Here is a 22,790-nt window from a genome sequence, read left to right as displayed (position 1 = left end):
CCCGCCGAGTCTTTGCCCCGCGGCTTCACCCTTGACTTTGACCCTAGCCTTGCCCGTAATCCGATAGACCACGGAGGGCGCCATGTTCAAGCACATCCTCGTTCCGACGGACGGTTCCGAACTGTCGAAAAAGGCGATCGACGGCGCCATCGACCTCGCCCGTACCGTGGGCGCGCGCGTGACGGCCTACGCGTGCCTGCCGCAATATCCGTACTCGCCTTATGCCGACGTCGTGATCGAGCCGCCCGGCGACTTCCAGACGCGCAGTGAGCGAGAGGCGCGCGTGCATCTGGACGAAATCGAGGCGGCGGCGCGCAACGCGGGCGTGATCTGCGACAGCCGCACGAGCGTGCATCCTTCGCCGTATCTCGGCATCATCGAAGCCGCCGAAGCGGGCGGCTGCGACGTCATCTTCATGGCCTCGCATGGGCGTCGCGGGCTCGGCAGCCTGCTGATCGGCAGCGAGACGCAGCGCGTGCTCACCCATACGAAGATTCCGGTGATCGTGTATCGCTAGCGGGCGTGTTCGCGTGGATTCGCGATGAAGCACGAGGCCATGCTCGCCCGCTGCGTTGGCTGGGCGAGCCGCGGGCCGGATTCTGTCCAGCACGCGCGACCTGTGTCCTTTACCGCTTCCTCCCTGAACGTCCTGCGGCAAGCGGCCGGGCCGCGTCGGCAGGCGGCCGGCGCGCCCCGCCAAGGTACGCGTGCCGGCTGCCCGTTCGAGCGCGGCGGCCGGTGGTCTTACGCCACCTTCTTGTCGAAGAACTGCTCGTCTTCCGTCGAACCGTGCAGCGCCGTGGTCGAAGCCTCGCGCTCGACCGTCTGCGTCACGGCGTCGAAGTAGCCGGTGCCCACTTCGCGCTGATGCTTCACGGCGGTGAAGCCCTTCTCGGCGGCGGCGAACTCGGCCTGCTGCAGTTCCACGAACGCGCTCATGTTCTGGCGTGCATAGCCGTGCGCGAGGTTGAACATCGAGTAGTTGAGCGAGTGGAAGCCCGCGAGCGTGATGAACTGGAATTTGTAGCCCATCGCGCCCAGCTCGCGCTGGAAGCGGGCGATCGTCGCGTCGTCGAGGTTCTTCTTCCAGTTGAACGACGGCGAGCAGTTGTACGAGAGCAGCTTGCCCGGGAACTGCTTGTGGATCGCTTCGGCGAACTTCTTCGCGAATTCCAGATCCGGCTTGCCCGTCTCGCACCAGATCATGTCGGCATACGGCGCGTAGGCGAGACCGCGCGAGATCGCCTGCTCGAGGCCGTTCTTCGTGCGGAAGAAGCCTTCCACGGTGCGCTCGCCGGTGAGGAACGGGCGGTCGTTGTCGTCGATGTCCGAGGTCACGAGGTCGGCGGCTTCCGCATCCGTGCGGGCGAGCAGCACGGTCGGCACGCCGCAGACGTCGGCGGCCAGACGCGCGGCCGTGAGCTTGGCGACGTTCTCGCGCGTCGGCACGAGCACCTTGCCGCCCATGTGGCCGCACTTCTTCACCGAGGCGAGCTGGTCTTCGAAGTGCACGCCCGCGGCGCCCGCTTCGATCATCGCCTTCATCAGTTCGAACGCGTTGAGCACGCCGCCGAAGCCGGCTTCCGCGTCGGCCACGATCGGCTGGAAGTAATCGACATAGCCTTCGTCGCCGGGGTTCTTGCCTTCGGACCACTGGATCTGGTCGGCGCGCGTGAGCGTGTTGTTGATGCGCTTGACCACCTGCGGCACAGAGTTGGCCGGGTAGAGCGACTGGTCCGGGTACATTTCGCCGGCGAGGTTGGCGTCGCCCGCGACCTGCCAGCCCGAGAGATAGATCGCCTTGAGGCCGGCCTTCACCTGCTGCATGGCCTGGTTGCCCGTGAGCGCGCCCAGTGCGTTGATGAAAGGCTCGGTGTTCACGCCGTTCCAGAGCTTTTCGGCGCCGTGCTTCGCGAGCGTGTGCTCCGGCTGGAGCGAGCCGCGCAGGCGCACCACGTCTTCAGCGGTGTAGTTGCGCTTGATGCCCTTCCAGCGCGGATCGGTTTCCCATTGCTGTTGGAGTTGCTGAGCTTGCTGTTGACGAGTCGACATGGTGGGCTCCTTCGTTTGCCTGATGAGTGGATCGCTGAAACGAAACGGCTGAACCGCTGAATCGCGCGAAACGCAAGCGCCGGGGTTCTGGGTTTGGGCGTTTCGTTTCACGAACTCTTATATAAGAGTCTAGGCAAATCGATCGACCGGCGACAGGCAGGCAACGGGCTTTTTCGAGGTTTTTTATTTGAATAAATTCAATCGGTTATGTGATTTGTTTTGAGATGTGAAACGTTATTTTCCATCTTGCAATGGGTCCCTTTGTGCCACGCAGCACGATTTTTTACAAAGCAAAAAAATTTTTCGTATCGTGAAATTTGCGCGGGGATAAAAAAAGACCGGTGCCTGAACACCGGTCCTTGGTATTTCGCTACGGCGGCGGGGCGGCTCGAAGGCCGCGCCGCGCCGTTTTAGGCGATTTAGCTGTCGCGACGTGCGCCACGCGGGCCGTCGTTACGGCGCGCGCCGTAACCGCCACCGCCTTCGCGCGAACGGCCGTAGCCTTCGCGTTGCTGGCCGTAGCCGCCGCCGCGGTTGCCTTCGCCGCCGCGCGGGCCGCCGCCGAAGCCGCCTTCACGCGAACCCGAGTTGTAGCCGCCTTCGCGGGCACCGTAGCCGCCGCGCGAGCCTTCGGGCTTGTTGCCCCAGCTGTTGCCGTTGCGATCGCCGCCGTTGCCGCCATTGCCGCCACGGGCGCCGTAGCCACCCGGCTTGCCGTTACCGTTGCCGAAGCGACGGCCACCGCCATTGCCGCCACCCGGGCGACCGCGGCCGCCAAAACCACGGTTGGCCGGCGGCGCCTTGCGCGGCTCGAAGCCTTCCACGACGTTCACCGGCAGCGGCGAACGCACGAAGCGCTCGATACGCTTGAGGGCGCCTTGCTCGGCGTGATGCACGAGGCTCACTGCCGTGCCCGAACGGCCTGCACGACCGGTACGGCCGATACGGTGCACGTAGTCTTCGGCGAACTTCGGCAGGTCGTAGTTGAAGACGTGCGTGATGCCGGGGATGTCGATACCGCGCGCCGCCACGTCGGTCGCGACGAGCACGCGCACGCGACGCTCGCGCAGCGCACGGATCGTGCGGTTACGCGCGCCTTGCGGCAAGTCGCCGTGCAGCGCGGCGCTTTCGAAGCCGGCGTCGGCGAGCTTGCCGGCGAGCTGGTCGGCGTCCATCTTGGTGGCCGTGAACACGACGGCCTGGTCGAGGCTCTCGTCGCGCAGCAGGTGGTCGAGCAGGCGATCCTTGTGATCGCGGTCGTCCACGTAGTGCACGGTCTGCGCGATGTTCGAGTTTGCTTCGACCTTGCGCACGATCTCGATACGCTCCGGGTCCTTCAGCAGGCGGCCGGTGATCGAAGCGATCTTGCCGTCGAGCGTGGCCGAGAACAGCATCGTCTGACGCGTTTCGGGCGTAGCGGCGACGATCGTGTCGATGTCGTCGATGAAGCCCATGTCGAGCATGCGGTCGGCTTCGTCGAGCACGAGCATCTTGAGTTCGGACAGATCGATGCGGCCGCGCTCGAGGTGATCGAGCAGACGGCCCGGGGTCGCCACGAGAATCTCGGGGTTCTTCGCGAGCAGCATCAGCTGCTGGCCGTATGCCACGCCGCCGAGAATGCTGACCGTGCGCAGACGGCGCAGGTGCTTGCCGTACGTCGAAGCGGCCGTGGTCACCTGCATCGCCAGCTCACGCGTAGGCGTGAGGACGAGCAGTCCGGGGCGTGCCACCGGTTGCGGACGGCGTTGGCGGCGATCGCCTTGCTGGCCGTTCGCGCCTTGCGGGCGCGGCTCGCGCGGCTGGGCGGCCTGGGCCTTCTGGATCTGCGCGAAGCGCTCGATGGCGGGCAGCATGAACGCTGCGGTCTTGCCCGAACCGGTCGGGCTCGAGACCAGCAGGTCGCGGCCGGCGATGGCGGCAGGAATGGCGCGTTCCTGCACGGGCGTCGGGGCCTTGTAGCCCGCTGCGATCAGCGCGGAGACGATCTCCGGCGACAGACCGAGCGACGCGAACGCCGAACCGTCGGTCGCATCGGCAGCCTGCGCGGGGGCTTCAGCGGAAGCGTCGGCGGCGGCGGAAAGACCGAGGGCCTGATCGGCGATGGCGTCCAGGGGGCTTTGGGTATTGCTCGAAGTCATGAAAATCCTTGTTACACAGGAAATAGAACGTCGGCGCCAATCGGCATACCCAAGTCGTCGGATTTTGCGAACAAATCGAAAAACGGGGGCAATCCGCCCATAATGGCGGATTTTTCGTTAGAAGCTGTTTTGGGTGCGGCTCAGGCCGGGATTGGCCAGCCGCCAGCCTGATATTGACGGCCCGAAAAACAGGGCCATGGCAGGGGGGGACAGGTTCTAAACTGGATTGGAGCTTAACGCTACGTGGCGTTGTGCTGATCGAACGAGCGACCGGAGCGCAACGCAGCACGCAGTATATCTCGTTTTGTTGCGGCGCGCCAGAGCGACGCACCGCGAGGGCACGGGTGCGGCGGTGTGACGCAGTGGGCCGGGCGCCTCAACTCGTCACGCGCGCCTTGTCAGTTGCGCGCGTTCAGCTCGTGGCGCCGCTCTTGAGCGATTCGACGAGTTCGACGTATTGCTGCCTGGCCGTTTCCTGCGCGGTGCCTTGCAGCGCGGCCCACGCTTCGTACTTGTACTTGCCGACGATATCCGTGAAGCCGGGCTTGTCGCCGTGCACGTCGCCTTCGGTGGCCTGCTTGAAGAGTGCATAGAGGCGCAGCAGCGTCAGATTGCCGGGGCGCTCCGGCAGTTGCTGCACGTCTTGCTGGGCTTGGGCGAACTGGGTGTTCACGTCGCTCATGATTGTTTCCTCCGCATAGTGGTTCAGGTCAGCGCGCCGATGGTAGCAGCGCAAACTCCGGAAAAGCTGGAGCGATTCCTCCACTCGCGCCGGGCACGGGTGAGCCAGAGGAGGCCATGACGCCTGTGCATCCGCCAGTTGGCGAGAGCCCTGGGCCCGCGCGGGGGCGGGGCATTACAATAGCGCTCATGACCGAAACCGTGCTGCTTGCCCTCGATACTTCGACCGAATATTGCTCGGTCGCGCTGCTTCGCGTCGCCCCTGGCGACGCAGATCGTTCTCCCTCAACTGGTGGCGAGACCGCCTCCGCGTCGCGCTCGGAAGTCAGCGTCTGGGTGCGCCACGAAGCCACGGGCGCCGTCTCCAGCACGCGGCTCCTGCCGGCCATTGGCGAATTGTTCGACGAAGCCGGCCTCACGCTCGCCGACTGCGACGCGATCGCGTTCGGCGCGGGCCCGGGCTCCTTCACGGGGCTGCGCACGGCGACGGGCGTGGCACAAGGGCTCGCGTTCGGCCTCGACATCCCGGTGGTGCCCGTGGGCACGCTGCTCGTGTGCGCCGAGAGCGCGCGGCTGCGCGATCCCGCCGCGACCCGCGTGCTGGCCGCGCTCGACGCGCGCATGGACGAAGCTTACTGGGCCGACTACGCTTGGGACGCCGCAGCCGGCGACTGGCGCACGCTGCAGGCCGCATCGCTCGACTCGCCGGAGCACATCGCCGCGCCCGACGCGCCGTTCACGCTGGCGGGCAACGCCGCCGCCGCGTTCGGCGCGCGCCTGACGGCCGCCGCCGCCGCGCGCACGATCGACGCCGAGGCGCTCCCGCACGCGTTGCCGCTGGCGCACGCGGCGTTGCGCGCGTATCGCGCGGGCCGCACCCAACCCGCCGACCAGGCCGCGCCCGAATACGTGCGCAACAAGGTCGCGCAGACCACGGCCGAGCGCCTCGCCGCGAAGGCTGCCGCCCAGGGTGGCGAGGGCGCGCAATGAGCGGTGTGCTCATGACCGACCGCTACCTGTCGCCGATGACCGAAAGCGACCTGGACGAAGTCGCGATCGTCGAGCGTTCCGCCTATGAGTTTCCGTGGTCGCGCGGCAACTTCGAGGACTCGCTGCGCAATGGCTACTACGGGCTGTGCATGCGCCACGTCACCGGCACGCTGATCGGCTATTGCGTGCTGATGCCCGTGGTCGACGAGATGCATCTGCTGAATCTGTGCGTCGCGCCTCAGGCGCAGGGGGCGGGCGCCGGGCTCGCCATGCTGCGCGAGGCGGTGCGCATCGCGCGCATGCAGGGTCTCGAAGGCCTGCTGCTCGAAGTCCGGCCGTCGAATCACCGGGCAATCCGGCTTTACGAACAGTTCGGCTTCGTCACGATCGGCCGCCGCAAGAACTACTATCCGGCCCGGCATCACAGCCGCGAGGACGCACTCGTGATGCGTTTTTCTTTTGCAGGGGAGGGCGCGGATGTCGCTCGATGAGATCGCGCTGGAAGAGCTTGGGCTCGCGCCGCGCTGGGTGCGTAAAGGGGCGCGGGGTGCCGCGCCGCTCGAAGCGGCTCGCGAAAATGTGACCGTTGCGCCGTCGTCCGCGGTGACACGCGCGCAAGCCGAGGCACCGGCGGCGCCGGTGGTGCCGGTCGTGCAATCGACGCGTCCGGTCGCTGCGCCAGAGCCAGCCGAAGCACAACCGGCCGCCGCGGAGCGCTCGCAAGCACCGCAGCCCGTTGCGCGCGCCGCGTCGCCATCGACGCCCGCATCGCATTCATCCGACGAACCGCCGCCCCTCACCGACGAAGATTTCGCCTGGTTCGACTCAGTGGCCCAGCCGGTTCTGCCTCACGACGCCGAGCCGGCGGAGGCTGGCGGCGCACCGCGCAACGATGTCGCGACGCTCGACTGGGACGCGCTCGCCGAACGCGTGGCCTCGTGCACGCGTTGCCGCCTGTGCGAGAAGCGCACCAACACCGTGTTCGGCGTGGGCGATCGCGCGGCCGACTGGATGCTGATCGGCGAGGCGCCCGGCGAGAACGAAGACCGCCAGGGCGAGCCCTTCGTCGGCCAGGCCGGCAAGCTGCTCGACAACATGCTGCGCGCACTCTCGCTCGCCCGTGGCGAGAACGTCTATATCGCGAACGTCATCAAGTGCCGCCCGCCTGGCAACCGCAATCCTGAGCCCGACGAGGTCGCGCGCTGCGAGCCGTATCTGCAGCGCCAGGTGGCGCTCGTGAAGCCGAAGATCATCGTCGCGCTCGGACGTTTCGCGGCGCAAAGCCTGCTCAAGACCGATGGCAGCATCGCGTCGCTGCGCGGACGCGTCCACGAGTACGAGGGGGTGCCCGTCATCGTCACCTATCACCCCGCTTATTTGCTGCGCAGCCTGCACGACAAGGCGAAGGCCTGGACCGACCTCTGTCTCGCCCGCGACACCTGGCGTGCAGCGTCCGGCGGCGAGCAATGAACGCCGCGCGGCCCGCGAACGTGTCCGGCGCCCAATGTGCCGGGGGCGACGGCGGGCCGCAAGATGATGTTGGGTCTCAGCGCGTGCCCGCTACCGGCGCGAACCACGACATACTCGATCGCCTCGCCGATCCGGCCGTGCGCGATCTCGCGTGGCTGCTCTTCAGCGCCGATCTGTTGCGTGCGCAACCACCGCTCGCGCCATTGGCGCAATGGTGCGCCGATGCCGATGAAGCGCGCGCCACACGCGACTGGCTCGCGCAACTCGATCGCGATCCGGCGCGGCTGCACGAAGCGCTCATGGCCGCGCCGACGCACCGCCTCGGCCGCTACGCCGAAAGTTTGCTGGGATGGTTTCTCGCGCATGGACCGGCGGCGCAGCTCGTCGCGCAGAACGTGCCGCTGCGGCGTGCGGGGCTCACGCTCGGCGAGTGCGATTTTCTCGTGCGCACGCGCGCCGGCGAACGTCTGCATTGGGAACTGGCGGTGAAGTGCTACCTGCACGCAGGACCGGGCGATGACGCACGCGCATCGCTCGCCGAATTCGTCGGGCCGAATCTACGCGATCGCTTTGATCTGAAACTCACGCATCTACGCGACCGTCAACTGCGGTTGAGCGCACACGAAGAATTCGCCTCGCTGGGCTACGAAGGCCAGTGGCTCGCGCAGATGTTCGTGAAAGGCTGGCTTTTCTACCGGGCGGGAGAGGCGGCGCCGTCACGGGTGGAAGACGCCCCCGAGCTTGCCGCCGATCATGGGCGCGGTTGGTGGGTGACGCGCTCGGACTGGCTGGCTTTCGCCGGGCAACAGGCTGCCGATGGCTGGAGCGTGCTGCCGAGGCTCGCGTGGCTCGCGCCGCGCAGGCTGGCGGATGCGCCCTGCGTCGACCCCAACGCCTTACTCGACGCGTTAGCCCGGCCAGACGACCCCGTGCTAGTTGCGGCATTCACGGCCGACAGCGCAGGCGGCTACCGCGAACAGTCACGCGGCTTCATCGTTCCCGACGACTGGCCTGCGCGCGCCACGGCATTTGCACGTCAATAAGCACGCTCACCACCAGCGCCAGAAGTGATGCACGGGTCCGACGCCATGACCGACGTCGAGCCGCTCACTGGCCTCGAGCGCGGCCGTCAGATACTGCTTGGCTTCGCCAATGGCCGTTGCGAGCGTCCCGCGCTGCGGCCACAGTGCGGCAATCGCAGACGAGAGCGTGCAGCCCGTGCCGTGCGTATTCGTGACTGGCACGCGCGGGCCGCCCAGGCGCAGCGTGCCACTGGCTTCGATGAGCCAGTCGGGGCTGTCCGCGCTGCCCAGATGCCCGCCTTTCATGAGCACCGCCTGCGCACCGAGCGCGCGCAGCGCTTCGCCTTGCTCGACCATCGCGGCTTCGTCTGCGGCGGGCGGCACGCCGAGCAGCGCCGCGGCTTCCGGCAGATTCGGCGTGACGACGCCTGCCAGGGGCAGCAGCTCGTCGCGCAGCGCAGCGACGGCTTCGGGCGCGAGCAGGGCGTGATTGCTCTTCGAGATCATCACGGTGTCGAGCACGACGCGCGGCGGCTGATGGCGGCGCAGCGCGTCGGCGACGGCGCGCACGATCTGCGCGTTGGCGAGCATGCCGATCTTCACGGCGTCGATGCGGATGTCGTCGAACACGGCGTCGAGCTGCGCCGTGACGAAACTCGCGTCGGGCGCGTGGATCGCGGTGACGCCGCGCGTGTTCTGCGCGGTGAGCGCCGTAATGACGCTCGCGCCGTACGCGCCGAGCGCGGAGAACGCCTTGAGGTCGGCCTGAATGCCCGCACCGCCGCCCGAGTCGGAGCCGGCGATCGTGAGAACGTTGGAAATCGGTGAAGTCATGGCAGCGTCAGGTGCGCGTCGCGCGCGGCCGGGTCGACAAGACGTGCCGCGCGTGCGCAGGGAGGAAGGATCGATTCAGCAGACGTGGCGGCCGGATGGTGTGCGCACAGGCACGCCCGTCAATGCCTGTGATTTTCGCCGATCAGCGCGACCGAGTCGAACGAGCGTTGATTCGCCTGATGGCGACGCATCACGAGCCACATCATCAGACAGACGAACGTGCCGAACAGTACGATCACGATGGTCACCGGCACGTCGAGCCAGACGAGCACGGCGTAGAGGCACAGCATCACGAGCACCGAGAGGTTCTCGTTGAAGTTCTGCACGGCGATGGAGTGGCCCGCGGAGAGCAGCACGTGGCCGCGGTGCTGGAGCAGCGCGTTCATCGGCACGACGAAGAAGCCCGAAAGGCCGCCCACGAACATGAGGAAGAGGTACGCAAAGATCAGGTAGCCGGGAATGCGCATGTGGCCGATATGCAGGCCCCAATGCGGCGGAAAGAGATGGCGTGTGTAGAACGCCATCAGCATGACCGCAAGACCCATGATGATACCGACCGGCAGCACCGAGAGCGACTTCTTGAGCGGCACGCGCGCGGCCGCGATCACGGCGCCGGCCGCCACGCCGACGGCCACCACGGCCTGCAGCACAGCGCCTTCGGAGAGCGACATGCCGAGCGAGACTTCGGCCCACTTGAGCACGATGAATTGCAAAGTCGCGCCCGCGCCCCAGAAGAGCGTCGTGACCGCGAGCGAGATCTGCCCGAGCTTGTCGTTCCAGAGCGTGTTGAAGCAGTCGGCGAAGTCGGTGATGAGGCGGATGACACCGTGCTGCTGGCGCGGGTAGCGTGCGCCGGTGTCGGGAATGCGCAGATTGAAGAGGGCGGCGATTACGTAAATCACCATGATGACGACCATCGCGGCTTCGGCGGGCGTGCTGATCGCGCCGGGCGTATGGCGCAGGACATGCGAGGCGATGTGGGGGCTGATCAACGCGCCGCCGAGCACGGTGCCGAGGATGATCGAGCCGACTGTCGTGCCCTCGATCCAGCCGTTGGCGGCGACGAGGCGCTCAGGCGGCAGCAGTTCGGTCAGGATGCCGTACTTGGCGGGCGAATATGCCGCAGCGCCGAAACCCACTACGCCATAGGCCAACAAGGGATGGGTGCCTGCCAGCATCATGGCGCAGCCCACGACCTTGATCGTGTTCGTGATGAACATCACGCGGCCCTTGGGGCGGGAATCTGCAAAGGCGCCGACGAAGGCGGCAAGAACGACGTAGGAGAGGACGAAAAACAGCTTGAGCAGCGGCGTCATCCAGTTCGGGGCGTTGAGGTCTTTCAGCAGTGCAATTGCAGCGATGAGGAGCGCATTGTCGGCCAACGACGAAAAAAACTGCGCGGCCATGATGGTGTAAAAGCCTTTTTTCATCTGATGCGATGCTTTCCTCGCTGCGGTCCGTCCGCCCCGGACGGGTGGGAGGCATCCGGGCTTATTACGTTCGAAATGGGTTGTGCGCAGGGCTTTATATCACGAAAATAGGTGCATTCGGACTAGCACAATCCTTGAGCGCCCGTCAGGCGGGCCTGCGGGGTGCTGAAAACACCCTGTAAGCTCCTGATTCGAAAGCGTCTTTGCGAAAAAATCTCCCATGCCGCGCCCCCTCTCAGCAACGATTCACACCGCCGCTCTCGCCAATAACCTCGCCGTCGTCCGCAAGTACGCGCCAAAGTCGAAAATCTGGGCCGTGGTGAAGGCCAACGCCTACGGACACGGGCTTGCGCGCGCGTTCCCCGGCCTGCGCGCAACCGACGGTTTCGGCCTGCTCGACCTCGAGGAGGCCGTGAAGCTGCGCGAACTCGGCTGGGCCGGGCCGATCCTGCTGCTCGAAGGTTTTTTCCGGCCGACCGACATCGACGTGATCGACCGCTATAGCCTCACGACCGTCGTGCACAGCGACGAGCAGATGCGCATGCTCGAAATGGCGCGTCTGTCGAAGCCGGTCAACATCCAGCTCAAGATGAACAGCGGCATGAACCGGCTCGGCTATACGCCGGAGAAGTACCGTGCCGCATGGGAGCGTGCGCGCGCCTGCGCGGGCATTGGCCAGATCACGCTGATGACGCACTTCTCCGACGCCGACACGCCGCGCGGCGTCGGCGAGCAGATGGAGACGTTCGAGCGCGGCGCGCAAGGCATTGCCGGCGCGCGCAGCCTCGCCAATTCGGCCGCCACGCTCTGGCATCCTTCGACGCACTTCGACTGGGTGCGCCCCGGCATCATTCTTTATGGCGCGTCGCCATCGGGCTTCGCCTCGGCGCTCGAAGGCACCGGTCTGCAGCCGGCCATGACGCTCGCGTCGGAACTGATCGCCACGCAGCATGTGGCCGAAGGGCAGACCGTTGGCTACGGCTCGATCTTCACGGCGCGCAAGCCCATGCGCATCGGCGTGGTGGCGTGCGGTTATGCCGACGGCTATCCGCGCGTCGCGCCCGAAGGCACGCCCGTGATCGTCGACGGCGTGCTCACGCATGTGGTGGGCCGCGTCTCGATGGACATGCTCACCGTCGACCTCACGCCAGTGCACACCGCGGGCGTGGGCGCGCGCGTCGAACTGTGGGGCAACAATCTGCCGATCGACGACGTCGCGAAAGCCTGCGGCACGATCGGCTACGAGCTGATGTGCGCCGTTGCGCCGCGTGTTCCCGTGCGGGCCGAATAACGCCATGGCAAAGAGCATGGCGAAGGTCAAGACACTGTATACGTGTACCGAATGCGGCGGGCAGGCGCCCAAGTGGCAGGGCCAGTGCCCCGCGTGCGGCGCGTGGAACACGCTCGTGGAAGGCGTTGCCGAAACGGCGAGCAGCCACCGCTTCCAGTCGCTCGCGAAGAGCGCCCCGGTGCGGCGTCTCGCCGATATCGAGGCGTCCGACGTGCCGCGCTTCACGACCGGCGTAGGCGAGTTCGATCGGGTGCTGGGCGGCGGCCTCGTGGCGGGCGGCGTGGTGCTGATCGGCGGCGACCCCGGGATCGGCAAATCGACGCTGCTGCTGCAGTCGCTCGCGCAGATCGCCGCTGAGCGTCGCGCGCTCTATGTAAGCGGTGAAGAATCGGCGGCGCAGATCGCGTTGCGCGCGCAACGACTGGCGCTGCTCGACCCCGGCTCCATGGCGAGCGAGTTGCAGCTGCTCGCCGAGATCCAGTTCGAAAAGATCCAGGCGACGATCGAGGCCGAGAAGCCCGACGTCGCGGTCATCGACTCGATCCAGACGATCTACTCCGAAGCGCTGACTTCCGCACCCGGCTCGGTCGCGCAGGTGCGCGAGTGCGCGGCGCAGCTCACGCGCATCGCGAAGCAGTCGGGCACGGCGATCATCATGGTCGGCCACGTGACGAAGGAGGGCAACCTCGCGGGGCCGCGGGTGCTCGAGCACATCGTCGACACCGTGCTGTATTTCGAGGGCGACACGCATTCGTCGTTCCGGCTGGTGCGCGCGTTCAAGAACCGCTTCGGCGCAGTCAACGAGCTGGGTGTGTTCGCGATGACCGAGAAAGGCCTGCGCGGCGTGGCGAATCCGTCGGCGCTCTTCCTCTCGCAGCACGAGCAGAGCGTGCCGGGCTCCTGCGTGCTCGTGACCCAGGAAGGCTCGCGGCCGCTGCTCGTCGAGGTGCAGGCGCTCGTCGACACGGCGCACGTGCCGAATCCGCGGCGCCTCGCCGTCGGTCTCGAACAAAACCGGCTTGCCATGCTGCTGGCGGTGCTGCATCGCCATGCCGGCATCGCGTGCTTCGATCAGGACGTGTTCCTCAATGCCGTGGGCGGCGTGAAGATCACGGAGCCGGCCGCCGATCTGGCCGTGCTGCTCGCCATTCACTCTTCGATGCGTAACAAGGCGTTGCCCAAGGGTCTGATCGTTTTTGGCGAAGTCGGCCTCGCGGGCGAGATCCGACCCTCGCCGCGCGGCCAGGATCGTCTGAAGGAAGCGGCGAAGCTCGGTTTTTCATGCGCCCTGATTCCCCGCGCCAATGCGCCGAAGCAGCCGATCGAAGGCTTACAGGTGATTGCCGTGGAGCGCCTCGAAGAAGCGATCGACCGGATACGCGAGCTGGATTGAGCACGCCGCGCGCGCCGACGGCCTGTACTGGCGCGTAATGATTAGTAACAACCCTGGTTCCGGCTGTAACCATTTCAGACTGCGATTTCCCTATCCTTGGCGCGGTGTTCAACCCGTGTCGAGCGGAAAAGGATAGCGACTTGAAACAGACTGATACGTCCTTCGACGGTCGTTCGATCGTCGTGCGCGGCTGCCGGGTGTCCGAGCCGCTCATGCAACCCTGGGGCAGCACGTGCCGCATCGTCGAGTGGATCGACGGCGACGGGCGCATTTCGCGCCGCGTCGTGGCGGAAGACGTGACGGCGGCCGAAGTGCGCAGCACCATTGCGCACCACGTGGAAGGCCGCAAATACGTGATGTACGACGACGAACGGACGCCGCGGCAAACGCTGCCGCGACGCTAAATAAAAGTGGGCGCTGCGAAGCGCCCATTTTTCATTGTGCCCACGGATGATGCGGGAGACGGCGAGGGCTAGCCCCAAGGCCCGTAAGTGAAGGGCTTTTTGCCGCCAGGCGCGCCCGATGTGTCGGCGCCCTGGCCGGGCTGCGCAGGTTGGCCGGGTTGGACCGGCCGGGCAGGTTGGACGGCATGCGTGTCCGGCGGCTGACCGCCCGGCTGAAAAGGCGCCGCCTGCATACCGGGCGCGGCCTGCTGCGTTTGTCTCGCGGCCAATTCGTCCATCATGGCCTGCAGCACTTCGGCATTGAAGAGGGGATGGCGCGAAGCCTCGCCTGGCGTGAGGACGGGCGAAACACAGGTGTCGATCGCCTCCAGACGGTCGATCCAGGTCTGCAGCGACTCCGACTCGATGATGGCTGCCAGCTCGCGTGTGAGCGCGGCGGCATCGGCGCCGCCGATCGCCTGACCGAGACTCCAGTGACGCTCGGACCAGTCGTCGCGGCCGATGGCCCGGCACAGCGTCTGCCAGAACTTCAGTTCGAGCGCGCCCACGGCGAGCCACCGCCCGTCCTGCGTGCGATAGAGGTTGTAGCAGGGCACGCCGCCGTTGAGCAGACCGCCGCCCGGCTGCAGCGCCGCGGCGTCGTCGTTGGCCAGCGCGACCTGGGCGACCACGTTGTGCGCGTAGCTTGCATGCGCCATCGAAACATCGACGAAACGACCCTCGCCGCCGCGCGCCACATGCCAGAGCGCCGCGAGAATCTGCGTGACCGCGCTGAGCGCGCCGCCAAGCAGGTCGGCGATCTGGAAGTTGGGCAGCACCGGCACGCCGTCTCGCGTGGCCAACTGGTCGAGCACGCCCGAATAGGCGACATAGTTGATGTCGTGGCCCGGATGGCCGGCGAACGGGCCGGTCGTGCCGTAGCCCGTGATCGCGCAGTAGACGAGTTTCGGATTGACCTTGCGCAAGGCCTCGTAGCCTACGCCGAGGCGGTCCATCACACCGGGCCGGAAACTTTCGACGAGGACGTCGGCGTCGCGCGCGAGCGCGAGCAACACCGAGCGGCCGCTCTCGGTCTTCAGATCGACGCGCGTTTCGCGCTTGCCGCGATTGACGAGGCGATAGAACGCACCGGGGCGCGCGGCCACTTCGTCCACTGCACTCTGCATCATCACGCGCGCCGCGTCGCCGGCACCGGGCGGCTCGATTTTCAGGACATCGGCGCCCATTTCCGCGAGCCGCAAAGTGGCCACGGGCCCGGGCAGAAGGCGGGTCAGATCCAGTACGCGAAGGCCCTGCAATGCGGCGGGTGACGACACTCGTGGCTCCCTGGCGAAAATACCTGGCGAAAGCGCCTGATGGCGCGATGGTGACTCAGCGCTGCGCTAGCCGATCTGTTCGAGTTCCTCGTGCGCATCGAGCCATTCGGCTTCGAGCGTTTCGAGGCGCGCGGCGACTTCGGCCTGGCGGCGAATCGCTTCGGTCAGGCGGCTCTTCTGCTGAGGCTCGTAGCTCGCCGGGTCGGCGACGAAGGCATCGAGCGTGCTCTTTTCGCTGTTGAGCGCATCCATTTCCGTTTCGATCTTGCTGATTTTCGCCTGTAACGGCTTCTTCAGGTGCGCAACCTTCTGGCGCTGCTCGGCTTCCTGGCGGCGCTGTTCCTTGCGGTTGACGCCATCGGCGGCAGCTGCACCATTTGCCGCATCCGCCGTGCCGGAAGCGGCCTCCTTGAGCGCTGCGCGTTGCTCGGCCGCGTGCTGCAGCAGCCAGTCGCGGTAGTCGTCGAGGTCGCCGTCGAACGGCTGCAGACGGTGCTTCGCCACCAGCATGAATTGATCGGTCGTGGCGCGCAGCAAATGCCGGTCGTGCGACACGAGGATCAGCGTGCCTTCGAACTGCGCGAGCGCCATGGTCAGCGCATGGCGCGTTTCGAGGTCGAGGTGGTTGGTCGGCTCGTCGAGCAGCAGCAGGTTGGGCTTTTGCCAGATGATGAGCGCGAGCGCGAGGCGCGCCTTTTCACCGCCCGAGAACGGCGCGATGGGCGCCGTGGCCATCTCGCCGGGGAAGTTGAAGCCGCCGAGGAAGTCGCGCAGCTCCTGCTCGCGCGTGTCGGGCGCGAGCCGGGCGAGATGCTGGAGCGGCGAGTCGTCCGGGCGCAGCGTTTCGAGCTGGTGCTGCGCGAAATAGCCGATCTGCAGGCCCTTGCCCGTGCCCAGCTCGCCGGCGAGCGCCGCGAGCGTGCCTGCGAGCGTCTTGATGAGCGTGGACTTGCCCTGGCCGTTCGCACCGAGCAGGCCGATACGCTGGCCGTTCTGGATCGATAGCGTGACGCGCTCGACGATGGGCGTTTCGCTGCCGTCCTCGGCCCGATAGCCGCAGCGCACGTCTTCCATCACGAGCATCGGGTTGGGCGCGGAGTCGGGCGTGCGGAATTCGAACGTGAACGGCGAGCTGGCGTGCGCCGGCGCGATCAGCTCCATCTTTTCCAGCGCCTTCACGCGGCTTTGCGCCTGGCGCGCCTTGGTGGCCTTGGCCTTGAAGCGGTCGATGAAGCTTTGCAGGTGGGCGACGGTGCGCTGCTGCTTTTCATACGCGCTTTGCTGGAGCGCCAGTTGTTGCGCGCGCAGGATCTCGAACTGCGAGTAGTTGCCGCCGTAGCGCTTGATCTGCTGGTTCTCCAGATGCAGTGTGACGTTGCAGATCGAGTCGAGGAATTCGCGGTCGTGCGAGATCACGACGAGCGTGCCGGGATAGCGGTGCAGCCAGTCTTCGAGCCAGACGATCGCGTCCAGATCCAGATGGTTCGTGGGCTCGTCGAGCAGCAGCAGGTCGGAGCGGCACATGAGCGCCTGCGCGAGATTCAGGCGCATGCGCCAGCCGCCCGAGAAGCTCGAGACGCTCTGGCGCGTTTGTTCGAGCGTGAAGCCGAGGCCGAGCAGCAGCGCTTCGGCTCGCGCGGGGGCGGTGTAGCCATCGGCGTCCGCGAAGGCGCCGTGTGCTTCGGCCTCGGCCGCGCCGTCGTGCGCCGCCGAGGCCGCGGCGATGCGGGCCTCGATGTCGCGCAGCGCGGCGTCGCCGTCCAGCGCGTAGTCGAGCGCGGTGCGGTCGACCGCCGGAGTTTCCTGCGCGACGTGGGCGATACGCCAGGACGGCGGCAACGAGAAGTCGCCGGCGTCCGCGTGCAGCTCGCCGCGCAGCACGGCGAACAGGGTCGATTTGCCCGCGCCGTTCGCGCCGATGAGACCGACCTTTTCGCCCGGGTTCAGCGTGAACGAGGTCTGTTCGAAAAGCGGCTTGGTGCCGCGGGCAAGACTGAATTGGTTGAAGCGGATCACGACGGCGCCGGCGGGAAGAAAACGAAAGAAGGCGCTATTTTAGACCGGGACGCGCAGACCGGGGCGCGCAGCCTGGGCGCGCTGCAGCCGACATTGGCCGGACGGCTGGCCGTCTGGTCGAGTGCTAATTGCGCGTTTTCTCACGTAGACTGGCGCTTTTCCACGGGAGAGCCAGATGACATCGATCTATTCGTTTTCGGCGCAACCGCTCGGCGGCGGCGAGCCGGTGAGCCTCGAGCGCTATACGGGCAAGGTGCTCCTGATCGTCAATACCGCGAGCGAATGCGGTTTCACGCCGCAATACGCGGGTCTGCAAACGCTCTACGACCAGTACGCCGCGCGCGGGCTCGCGGTGCTCGGCTTTCCGTGCAACCAGTTCGGCAAGCAGGAACCCGGCGACGCCGCGCAGATCGGCAGCTTCTGCGAGAAGAACTTCGGGGTCACGTTCCCGATGTTCGAAAAAATCGACGTGAAAGGGGCGAACGCGCATCCGCTGTATCGCTGGCTCACGGGCGAGGCGCCGGGGCTGCTCGGGCTCGGCGCCATCAAGTGGAATTTCACGAAGTTTCTGGTCGATCGCAACGGCGACGTGGTGAAGCGCTATGCGCCGATGACGAAACCCGAGGCCATTGCGGCGGACATCGAAAAGCAGCTCTGAGCGCAGCCGGGCGGCACAGGCGCGCTAGAGAATCGGCGCGAAGAGGCGCGCGAGATGCATCGTGATCTTGCGCCACGCGGGCGCGTCGCGGTACTCGCTGCGATCGATCTCGAACGTCTCGTCGAAATCGCGCAGCAGCATCGCTTCGACTTCGGCCGCGAAGCCGCGATGAACGGTCAGCACCATGATCTCGAAGTTCAGGCGAAACGAGCGGTTGTCCAGATTCGCGCTGCCGATGGCGGCAGCCACGTCGTCGATCAGCACGACCTTCTGGTGCAAGAAGCCCGGCTTGTAGCGAAAGATGCGGATGCCCGCGCGCACCGCATCGAAGGCGTACAGCATCGACGCCTCGAAGACCACGTAATGGTCGCGCCGGCTCGGGATCATGATGCGCACGTCCACGCCTCGCAGCGCTGCGAGGCGCAGGGCCGAAAACACGGCCTCGTCGGGCACGAGGTAGGGCGTCGTGATCCACAGGCGTTTTTTCGCGGCGTTGATCGCCTCGACGAAGAATAGCGAGCAGGTCTCCTGGCGGTCCGCCGGCCCGGTGGGCAGGACGAGGCAATACATGTCGTCGCCGTCCTGCGGCACGACCGTCGGCGGCTCGCAGCCAGGAAGCTGCTGGGTGGCCCAGTACCAGTCCTCGGTGAAGGCGAACTGCACGTTGGCGACCGCCGGTCCGCGCAGCTCGATATGCGTGTCGCGCCACGGAGAAAGGCGCGCGTTCGCGCCCAGGTATTCGATGCCCACGTTGTGGCCGCCCACGAACGCGTGCTGGCCGTCTACCACGACGATCTTGCGGTGGTTGCGGAAGTTGAGCTGGAAGCGATTCACGAAGTGGCGCTTCGTCGAAAACGGGTGCACTTCCACGCCGCCGTCCTGCAACTCGTGCACGTAGCTGGCGGGCAGGTCGAACGAGCCGATGCTGTCGTACAGGAAGTACACGCGCACGCCGCGTTTGCTGCAGTCGAGCAGCACGTCCTTGAGCATGTCGCCGAGCGCGTCGGCGCGCACGATGAAGAACTGCACGATCACGTAGTGCCGGGCTTGCTCGATCGCATCGAAGATGGCGGAGAAGGTCGCTTCGCCGTTCACGAGCGTGCGCACGGCGTTGCCTGGCACGAGCGGCATCCCGCCCAGGCGCGCGAACGTGCGGATCACGCGTACGCCCAGATCGTCGGCGGGCCATTCGCCCGCGGAGACGAGCTTGTCCCAGTCGGGCGCGTGGGCGCGTGAGCGCAGGGTTTCGTTGCGCAGGCGCCGCGCGTCCGCATAGCCCGCGAACTTGCTGCGGCCGAGAAAGAGATACGGGACGAGCGTGAGGTAGGGCATCGTCGCGAGCGAGACGGCCCAGGCAATCGCGCCTTGCGAGGTGCGCGTGTTGAGGATGGCGTGGCACGCTGCGATCAGTCCGAGCAGATGGATGATCGCGAGCAGCGTGCCGAGGTGTGACCAGTCGAATCGCATAGATGCGTGGGACGCTCCTTCAGCCGGACGCAGTGCCGGCCCGCGCCGGGAAGCGCACGGCCGGAGGGTTCAATCTTACCGAACCCGCTGCGATGACGGCGATCGTCCCGGTCTTGCACGCGGCGAGACACGGCGCTCGGGCGCCGCGGCTCGCTCGGACAAGACGCACAGGACGATCAGACCGGCAGGTCGCAGGCCTGAATCAGGAAGACCTGGTCGTCGCCGGCGCTCGTCGAGAGCCAGACGAGATCGAGGCCGCCGAACGCCGCTTCCACGTTCTCGCGCTCGTTGCCGATCTCGATCACCAGCACACCGTCGTCGGTGAGCCAGTTGCGTGCGTCCTTGACGATGCGGCGCACGATGTCCATGCCGTCTGCGCCGCCCGCGAGCGCCATTTCCGGCTCGTGGCGGTATTCGGGCGGCAGCGCCTGCATCGAGTCGGCGTTCACGTACGGCGGGTTCGTGATGATCACGTCGTAGCGGCGCTCGGGCAGCGGCGCGTACAGGTCGCCTTCGAAGAGGGCGATGCGCTCGTCGAGATCGTGTTCGTGCACGTTACGCCGCGCGACTTCGAGTGCGGGCGCGGACAGATCGACGGCGTCGATGTCGGCGTTCGGAAATGCGTGCGCCGCGAGAATCGCAAGGCTCGCCGAGCCGGTGCACAGCTCCAGCACCGCGGTGACCTGCTCGGGATCTTCCACGTAGGGCTGCAGGCCATCTGCGAGCAGCTCGCCAATGAACGAGCGCGGCACGATGACGCGCTCATCCACGTAGAAGCGCAGGCCGTGCATCCACGCTTCCTGCGTGATGTAGGCCGCGGGGACGCGGTCGGTCGCGCGACGCTCGATCACGCCGAGCACCTTGTCGATTTCCTCGCTCGTGAGGCGCGCGTCGAGAAACGGGTCGAGCAGGTCGAGCGGCAAATGCAGCGTGTGCAGGATCAGGTACGCGGCTTCGTCGTAGGCGTTGTTCGAGCCGTGGCCGAACGCGAGTTGCGCGGCCGAAAAGCGCGAGACACCGTAGCGCAGCAGGTCGCGAACGGTGGCGAAAGTGGCGGCGAGCGGATGGGTCATGTTCTGGACTCCAGAGCGTGTTCGGAGGGCCGGTCAGGCGATCAGCTGTTCGAGCACGCGGCGATAGACGTTCTTGAGCGGATCGATGAATTTCACTTCGATATGCTCATCGATCTTGTGGATGCTGGCGTTCGGCGGCCCGAACTCCACCACCTGCTCGCACATGCGCGCGATGAAGCGGCCATCGGAAGTGCCGCCCGTGGTCGAAAGCTCGGTCGTGACGCCGGTTTCGTCGTGGATCGCTTTTTCGAGCGCATTCGAGAGCGCGCCGCGCGGCGTGAGGAAGGGCAGTCCGCTCACGCTCCAGTGCAGGTCGTACTCGAGGCCGTGCTTGTCGAGGATTGCGTGAACGCGCTTTTGCAGGCCTTCCACCGTGCTCGCGGTCGAGAAGCGGAAGTTGAACATCACATCGGCGTGGCCCGGAATCACGTTGCTCGCGCCGGTGCCGCTGTGCATGTTCGAGACCTGCCACGTGGTGGGCGGGAAGTACTCGTTGCCGTCGTCCCACTTTTCGGCGACGAGTTCGGCGAGCGCGGGCGCCAGCAGATGCACCGGGTTCTTCGCGAGATGCGGATAGGCGATATGCCCCTGCACACCTTTCACGACGAGCTTGCCCGACATCGAGCCGCGGCGACCATTCTTCACGCAGTCGCCGAGCGTATGCGTCGACGTCGGCTCGCCCACGATGCAGTAATCCATCTTCTCGCCGCGCGCCTGCAGCGCCTCGACGACCCTCACGGTGCCGTCGGTGGCCGGGCCTTCTTCGTCGCTCGTGATGAGGAATGCGATGGCGCCGCGATGCTGCGGATGCGCCGCCACGAACTCTTCGCTCGCCACCACGAAGGCCGCGAGCGAGGTCTTCATGTCGGCGGCGCCGCGGCCATAGAGAATGCCGTCGCGATGAGAGGGCTGGAACGGCGGCGAACTCCATTGCTCGATGGGGCCGGTGGGCACGACGTCGGTGTGGCCCGCGAAGGCGAGCAGCGGGCCTTGCGCGCCCGCGGTGCCGCGCTTGACGGCCCACAGGTTGGTCACGCCGTTGGATTCGATCGTTTCGCACGCGAAGCCGAGCGCGCCAAGGCGTTCGGTCATGATGCGCTGGCAGTGCTGGTCGTCGGGCGTGACGGACGCGCGCGCGATCAGGGCTTCGGTAAGGGCGAGGGTGGCGGACATAAAAAGACCACTTTCAATAAAAATGCCGGCGCCGCTGATGGAGCAGGGGCCGGCAACAACTTGTCATGACCGTGTGCCCGACCTGCCATGGGGCAGTTCAGGCGCACCGGTCTCATGCGGCGCTCAAGCGAACAGCTCCGCATACTGGTCGGCGGAAAAGCCGAGCGTCTTCACGCGGCCGTTCACCACGACGACGGGCCGCTTGATGATCGACGGCTTGTGGATCATCAGCGCGATCGCGCCGGCGGTCGTGTCGGCTTCGGCTTTGTGCACATCCGACAGGCCGCGCCAGGTCGTGCCGCGCTTGTTGATGAGCTGATCGAGCGACACGTCCTTGACCCAGTCCTGGACCAGCGCATTCGAGACGCCCGCTTTCTTGAAGTCGTGAAACTCGAACTCGACGCCGTGCTCTTCGAGCCACACACGGGCCTTCTTCACGGTGTCGCAGTTCGGAATGCCGTAGACGACGGTTTTGGCCGACTTCGCCATCAGTCGCCTCGCAGCAGCTCGTTCAGGCCGACCTTGGCGCGCGTTTTCGCGTCGACCTTCTTGACGATCACGGCGCAGTACAGGCTGTGCGAGCCGTCCTTCGAGGGCAGGTTGCCCGCGACCACGACCGAGCCCGCCGGGATGCGGCCGTACGAGACTTCGCCGGTTTCGCGGTCGTAAATCTTGGTCGACTGGCCGAGGTACACGCCCATCGAGATGACCGAGTTCTCTTCGACGATCACGCCTTCCACGACTTCCGAGCGCGCGCCGATGAAGCAGTTGTCTTCGATGATGACCGGGTTGGCCTGCAGCGGCTCCAGCACGCCGCCGATGCCGACGCCGCCCGAGAGGTGCACGTTCTTGCCGATCTGCGCGCACGAACCGACCGTGGCCCACGTATCGACCATCGTGCCTTCATCGACATACGCGCCGATGTTGGTGTACGACGGCATCAGCACGACGTTCTTCGCGATGAACGAGCCGCGGCGCGCGATGGCCGGCGGCACGACGCGGAATCCGCCCGCGGCGAAGTCTTCGGCCGTGTAATTGGCGAACTTCGAGGGTACCTTGTCGTAGAACTGGCTGTAGCCGCCGGCGGGCATCGGTGCGTTGTCTTCCAGGCGGAACGACAGCAGCACGGCCTTCTTCACCCATTGGTTGACGACCCAGTCGCCGTCCTTCTTCTCGGCGCAGCGCAGCGCGCCTTTGTCCAGCTCGGCGATGACGTGGGCGACGGCTTCGCGCACGTCGTTCGGCGCCGACCTGGGCGAGAAGTCGGCGCGGTTTTCCCAGGCGGTGTCGATGATCTGCTGAAGTTGTTGCGACATGGTGGTGATTTCGTGAGATTGATGGTTGAAAGCTGTGTTGCGCGCCGCGAGGTGCGGGACCCCGGC

The 22,790-nt window shown here is 66.3% G+C and carries 21 protein-coding genes; 9 read left to right on the top strand and 12 right to left on the bottom strand.

What is annotated here, in order from left to right; all coding sequences use genetic code 11:
* The first annotated feature begins 82 nt into the window (after positions 1-82).
* Entirely contained in the window at positions 83-517 is a 435-nt protein-coding gene (locus tag AB4Y44_RS32625) for a universal stress protein (protein WP_028204090.1), read from the top strand.
* Positions 518-744: 227 nt separating this feature from the next.
* On the opposite strand, the gene aceA is transcribed toward AB4Y44_RS32625, so the two are convergent.
* The 3 genes from aceA to AB4Y44_RS32610 form a co-directional block, all read right to left on the bottom strand.
* Positions 745-2,052, bottom strand: a complete 1,308-nt coding sequence (gene aceA / locus AB4Y44_RS32620) for an isocitrate lyase (protein WP_342921390.1) — start codon at positions 2,050-2,052, stop codon at positions 745-747.
* Positions 2,053-2,471: 419 nt separating this feature from the next.
* Positions 2,472-4,190, bottom strand: a complete 1,719-nt coding sequence (locus tag AB4Y44_RS32615) for a DEAD/DEAH box helicase (protein ID WP_342921389.1) — start codon at positions 4,188-4,190, stop codon at positions 2,472-2,474.
* Between the two features lie 412 nt (positions 4,191-4,602).
* Entirely contained in the window at positions 4,603-4,872 is a 270-nt protein-coding gene (locus tag AB4Y44_RS32610; protein ID WP_028204087.1) for an acyl-CoA-binding protein, read from the bottom strand.
* Positions 4,873-5,060: 188 nt separating this feature from the next.
* Here AB4Y44_RS32610 and tsaB point away from each other — a divergent pair, with 188 nt between their 5' ends.
* The 4 genes from tsaB to AB4Y44_RS32590 all read left to right on the top strand — a co-directional run bounded on the left by tsaB (position 5,061) and on the right by AB4Y44_RS32590 (position 8,374).
* Entirely contained in the window at positions 5,061-5,861 is an 801-nt protein-coding gene (tsaB, locus tag AB4Y44_RS32605) for a tRNA (adenosine(37)-N6)-threonylcarbamoyltransferase complex dimerization subunit type 1 TsaB (RefSeq protein WP_368701851.1), read from the top strand.
* Positions 5,858-6,352 carry a ribosomal protein S18-alanine N-acetyltransferase gene (rimI, locus tag AB4Y44_RS32600; protein ID WP_321925390.1) on the top strand — a complete coding sequence of 165 codons (495 nt, stop codon included), beginning with the start codon at positions 5,858-5,860 and terminating at the stop codon, positions 6,350-6,352. The genes tsaB and rimI overlap by 4 nt, the downstream gene beginning before the upstream one ends.
* Positions 6,339-7,331: a uracil-DNA glycosylase family protein gene (locus tag AB4Y44_RS32595; protein ID WP_368701850.1), complete on the top strand. Its 993-nt coding sequence runs from the start codon at positions 6,339-6,341 to the stop codon at positions 7,329-7,331. Before rimI ends, AB4Y44_RS32595 begins: the two co-directional genes overlap by 14 nt.
* Positions 7,332-7,414: 83 nt before the next feature.
* Entirely contained in the window at positions 7,415-8,374 is a 960-nt protein-coding gene (locus tag AB4Y44_RS32590) for a DUF1853 family protein (protein WP_368701849.1), read from the top strand.
* Between the two features lie 6 nt (positions 8,375-8,380).
* On the opposite strand, the gene thiD is transcribed toward AB4Y44_RS32590, so the two are convergent.
* Together thiD and lplT are read right to left on the bottom strand one after the other, a co-directional pair.
* Positions 8,381-9,187 carry a bifunctional hydroxymethylpyrimidine kinase/phosphomethylpyrimidine kinase gene (thiD, locus tag AB4Y44_RS32585; RefSeq protein WP_368701848.1) on the bottom strand — a complete coding sequence of 269 codons (807 nt, stop codon included), beginning with the start codon at positions 9,185-9,187 and terminating at the stop codon, positions 8,381-8,383.
* Positions 9,188-9,306: 119 nt separating this feature from the next.
* Positions 9,307-10,617, bottom strand: a complete 1,311-nt coding sequence (lplT, locus tag AB4Y44_RS32580) for a lysophospholipid transporter LplT (RefSeq protein WP_368701847.1) — start codon at positions 10,615-10,617, stop codon at positions 9,307-9,309.
* Between the two features lie 220 nt (positions 10,618-10,837).
* On the opposite strand from lplT, the gene alr reads away from it, so the two are divergent.
* The 3 genes from alr to AB4Y44_RS32565 all read left to right on the top strand — a co-directional run bounded on the left by alr (position 10,838) and on the right by AB4Y44_RS32565 (position 13,705).
* Complete coding sequence (gene alr, locus AB4Y44_RS32575) at positions 10,838-11,908, top strand: alanine racemase (protein ID WP_368701846.1); 1,071 nt, start codon at positions 10,838-10,840, stop codon at positions 11,906-11,908.
* Positions 11,909-11,924: 16 nt separating this feature from the next.
* Positions 11,925-13,301 (top strand): DNA repair protein RadA, encoded by a 1,377-nt coding sequence (gene radA / locus AB4Y44_RS32570; RefSeq protein WP_368701856.1) that lies wholly within the window; start codon positions 11,925-11,927, stop codon positions 13,299-13,301.
* Positions 13,302-13,441: 140 nt separating this feature from the next.
* Positions 13,442-13,705 (top strand): DUF2866 domain-containing protein, encoded by a 264-nt coding sequence (locus AB4Y44_RS32565; RefSeq protein WP_028204079.1) that lies wholly within the window; start codon positions 13,442-13,444, stop codon positions 13,703-13,705.
* A 68-nt stretch (positions 13,706-13,773) separates the two neighbouring features.
* Here the strand turns inward: AB4Y44_RS32565 and AB4Y44_RS32560 are convergent, their stop codons facing one another.
* Positions 13,774-15,021: a CaiB/BaiF CoA-transferase family protein gene (locus tag AB4Y44_RS32560; RefSeq protein ID WP_342921382.1), complete on the bottom strand. Its 1,248-nt coding sequence runs from the start codon at positions 15,019-15,021 to the stop codon at positions 13,774-13,776.
* 66 nt (positions 15,022-15,087) lie between these two features.
* Complete coding sequence (locus tag AB4Y44_RS32555) at positions 15,088-17,037, bottom strand: ATP-binding cassette domain-containing protein (RefSeq protein WP_368701845.1); 1,950 nt, start codon at positions 17,035-17,037, stop codon at positions 15,088-15,090.
* A gap of 175 nt (positions 17,038-17,212) precedes the next feature.
* Here AB4Y44_RS32555 and AB4Y44_RS32550 point away from each other — a divergent pair, with 175 nt between their 5' ends.
* Positions 17,213-17,695, top strand: a complete 483-nt coding sequence (locus AB4Y44_RS32550; protein ID WP_324141169.1) for a glutathione peroxidase — start codon at positions 17,213-17,215, stop codon at positions 17,693-17,695.
* Between the two features lie 24 nt (positions 17,696-17,719).
* Here AB4Y44_RS32550 and cls read toward each other — a convergent pair whose 3' ends face one another.
* From cls to dapD, 5 genes are all read right to left on the bottom strand, one after another.
* Positions 17,720-19,162 (bottom strand): cardiolipin synthase, encoded by a 1,443-nt coding sequence (gene cls, locus AB4Y44_RS32545; protein ID WP_368701844.1) that lies wholly within the window; start codon positions 19,160-19,162, stop codon positions 17,720-17,722.
* A 176-nt stretch (positions 19,163-19,338) separates the two neighbouring features.
* The gene (gene prmB, locus AB4Y44_RS32540; RefSeq protein ID WP_368701843.1) at positions 19,339-20,235 is read right to left on the bottom strand and encodes a 50S ribosomal protein L3 N(5)-glutamine methyltransferase; all 897 of its coding nucleotides are present in this window, start codon (positions 20,233-20,235) and stop codon (positions 19,339-19,341) included.
* A gap of 33 nt (positions 20,236-20,268) precedes the next feature.
* Positions 20,269-21,408, bottom strand: a complete 1,140-nt coding sequence (gene dapE / locus AB4Y44_RS32535; RefSeq protein WP_368701842.1) for a succinyl-diaminopimelate desuccinylase — start codon at positions 21,406-21,408, stop codon at positions 20,269-20,271.
* A gap of 123 nt (positions 21,409-21,531) precedes the next feature.
* Positions 21,532-21,897, bottom strand: coding sequence for an ArsC family reductase (locus AB4Y44_RS32530; protein WP_368701841.1), 366 nt, complete (start codon positions 21,895-21,897; stop codon positions 21,532-21,534).
* Positions 21,897-22,724 carry a 2,3,4,5-tetrahydropyridine-2,6-dicarboxylate N-succinyltransferase gene (dapD, locus tag AB4Y44_RS32525; RefSeq protein WP_069265609.1) on the bottom strand — a complete coding sequence of 276 codons (828 nt, stop codon included), beginning with the start codon at positions 22,722-22,724 and terminating at the stop codon, positions 21,897-21,899. The genes AB4Y44_RS32530 and dapD overlap by 1 nt, the downstream gene beginning before the upstream one ends.
* Positions 22,725-22,790: the final 66 nt, after the last annotated feature.

The organism is Paraburkholderia sp. BR10937 (genome assembly GCF_040965695.1).
Classification (GTDB): Bacteria; Pseudomonadota; Gammaproteobacteria; order Burkholderiales; family Burkholderiaceae; genus Paraburkholderia.
Note: the sequence above shows the minus strand (reverse complement) of the source record. Positions and strands in the feature narration are given on the sequence as shown.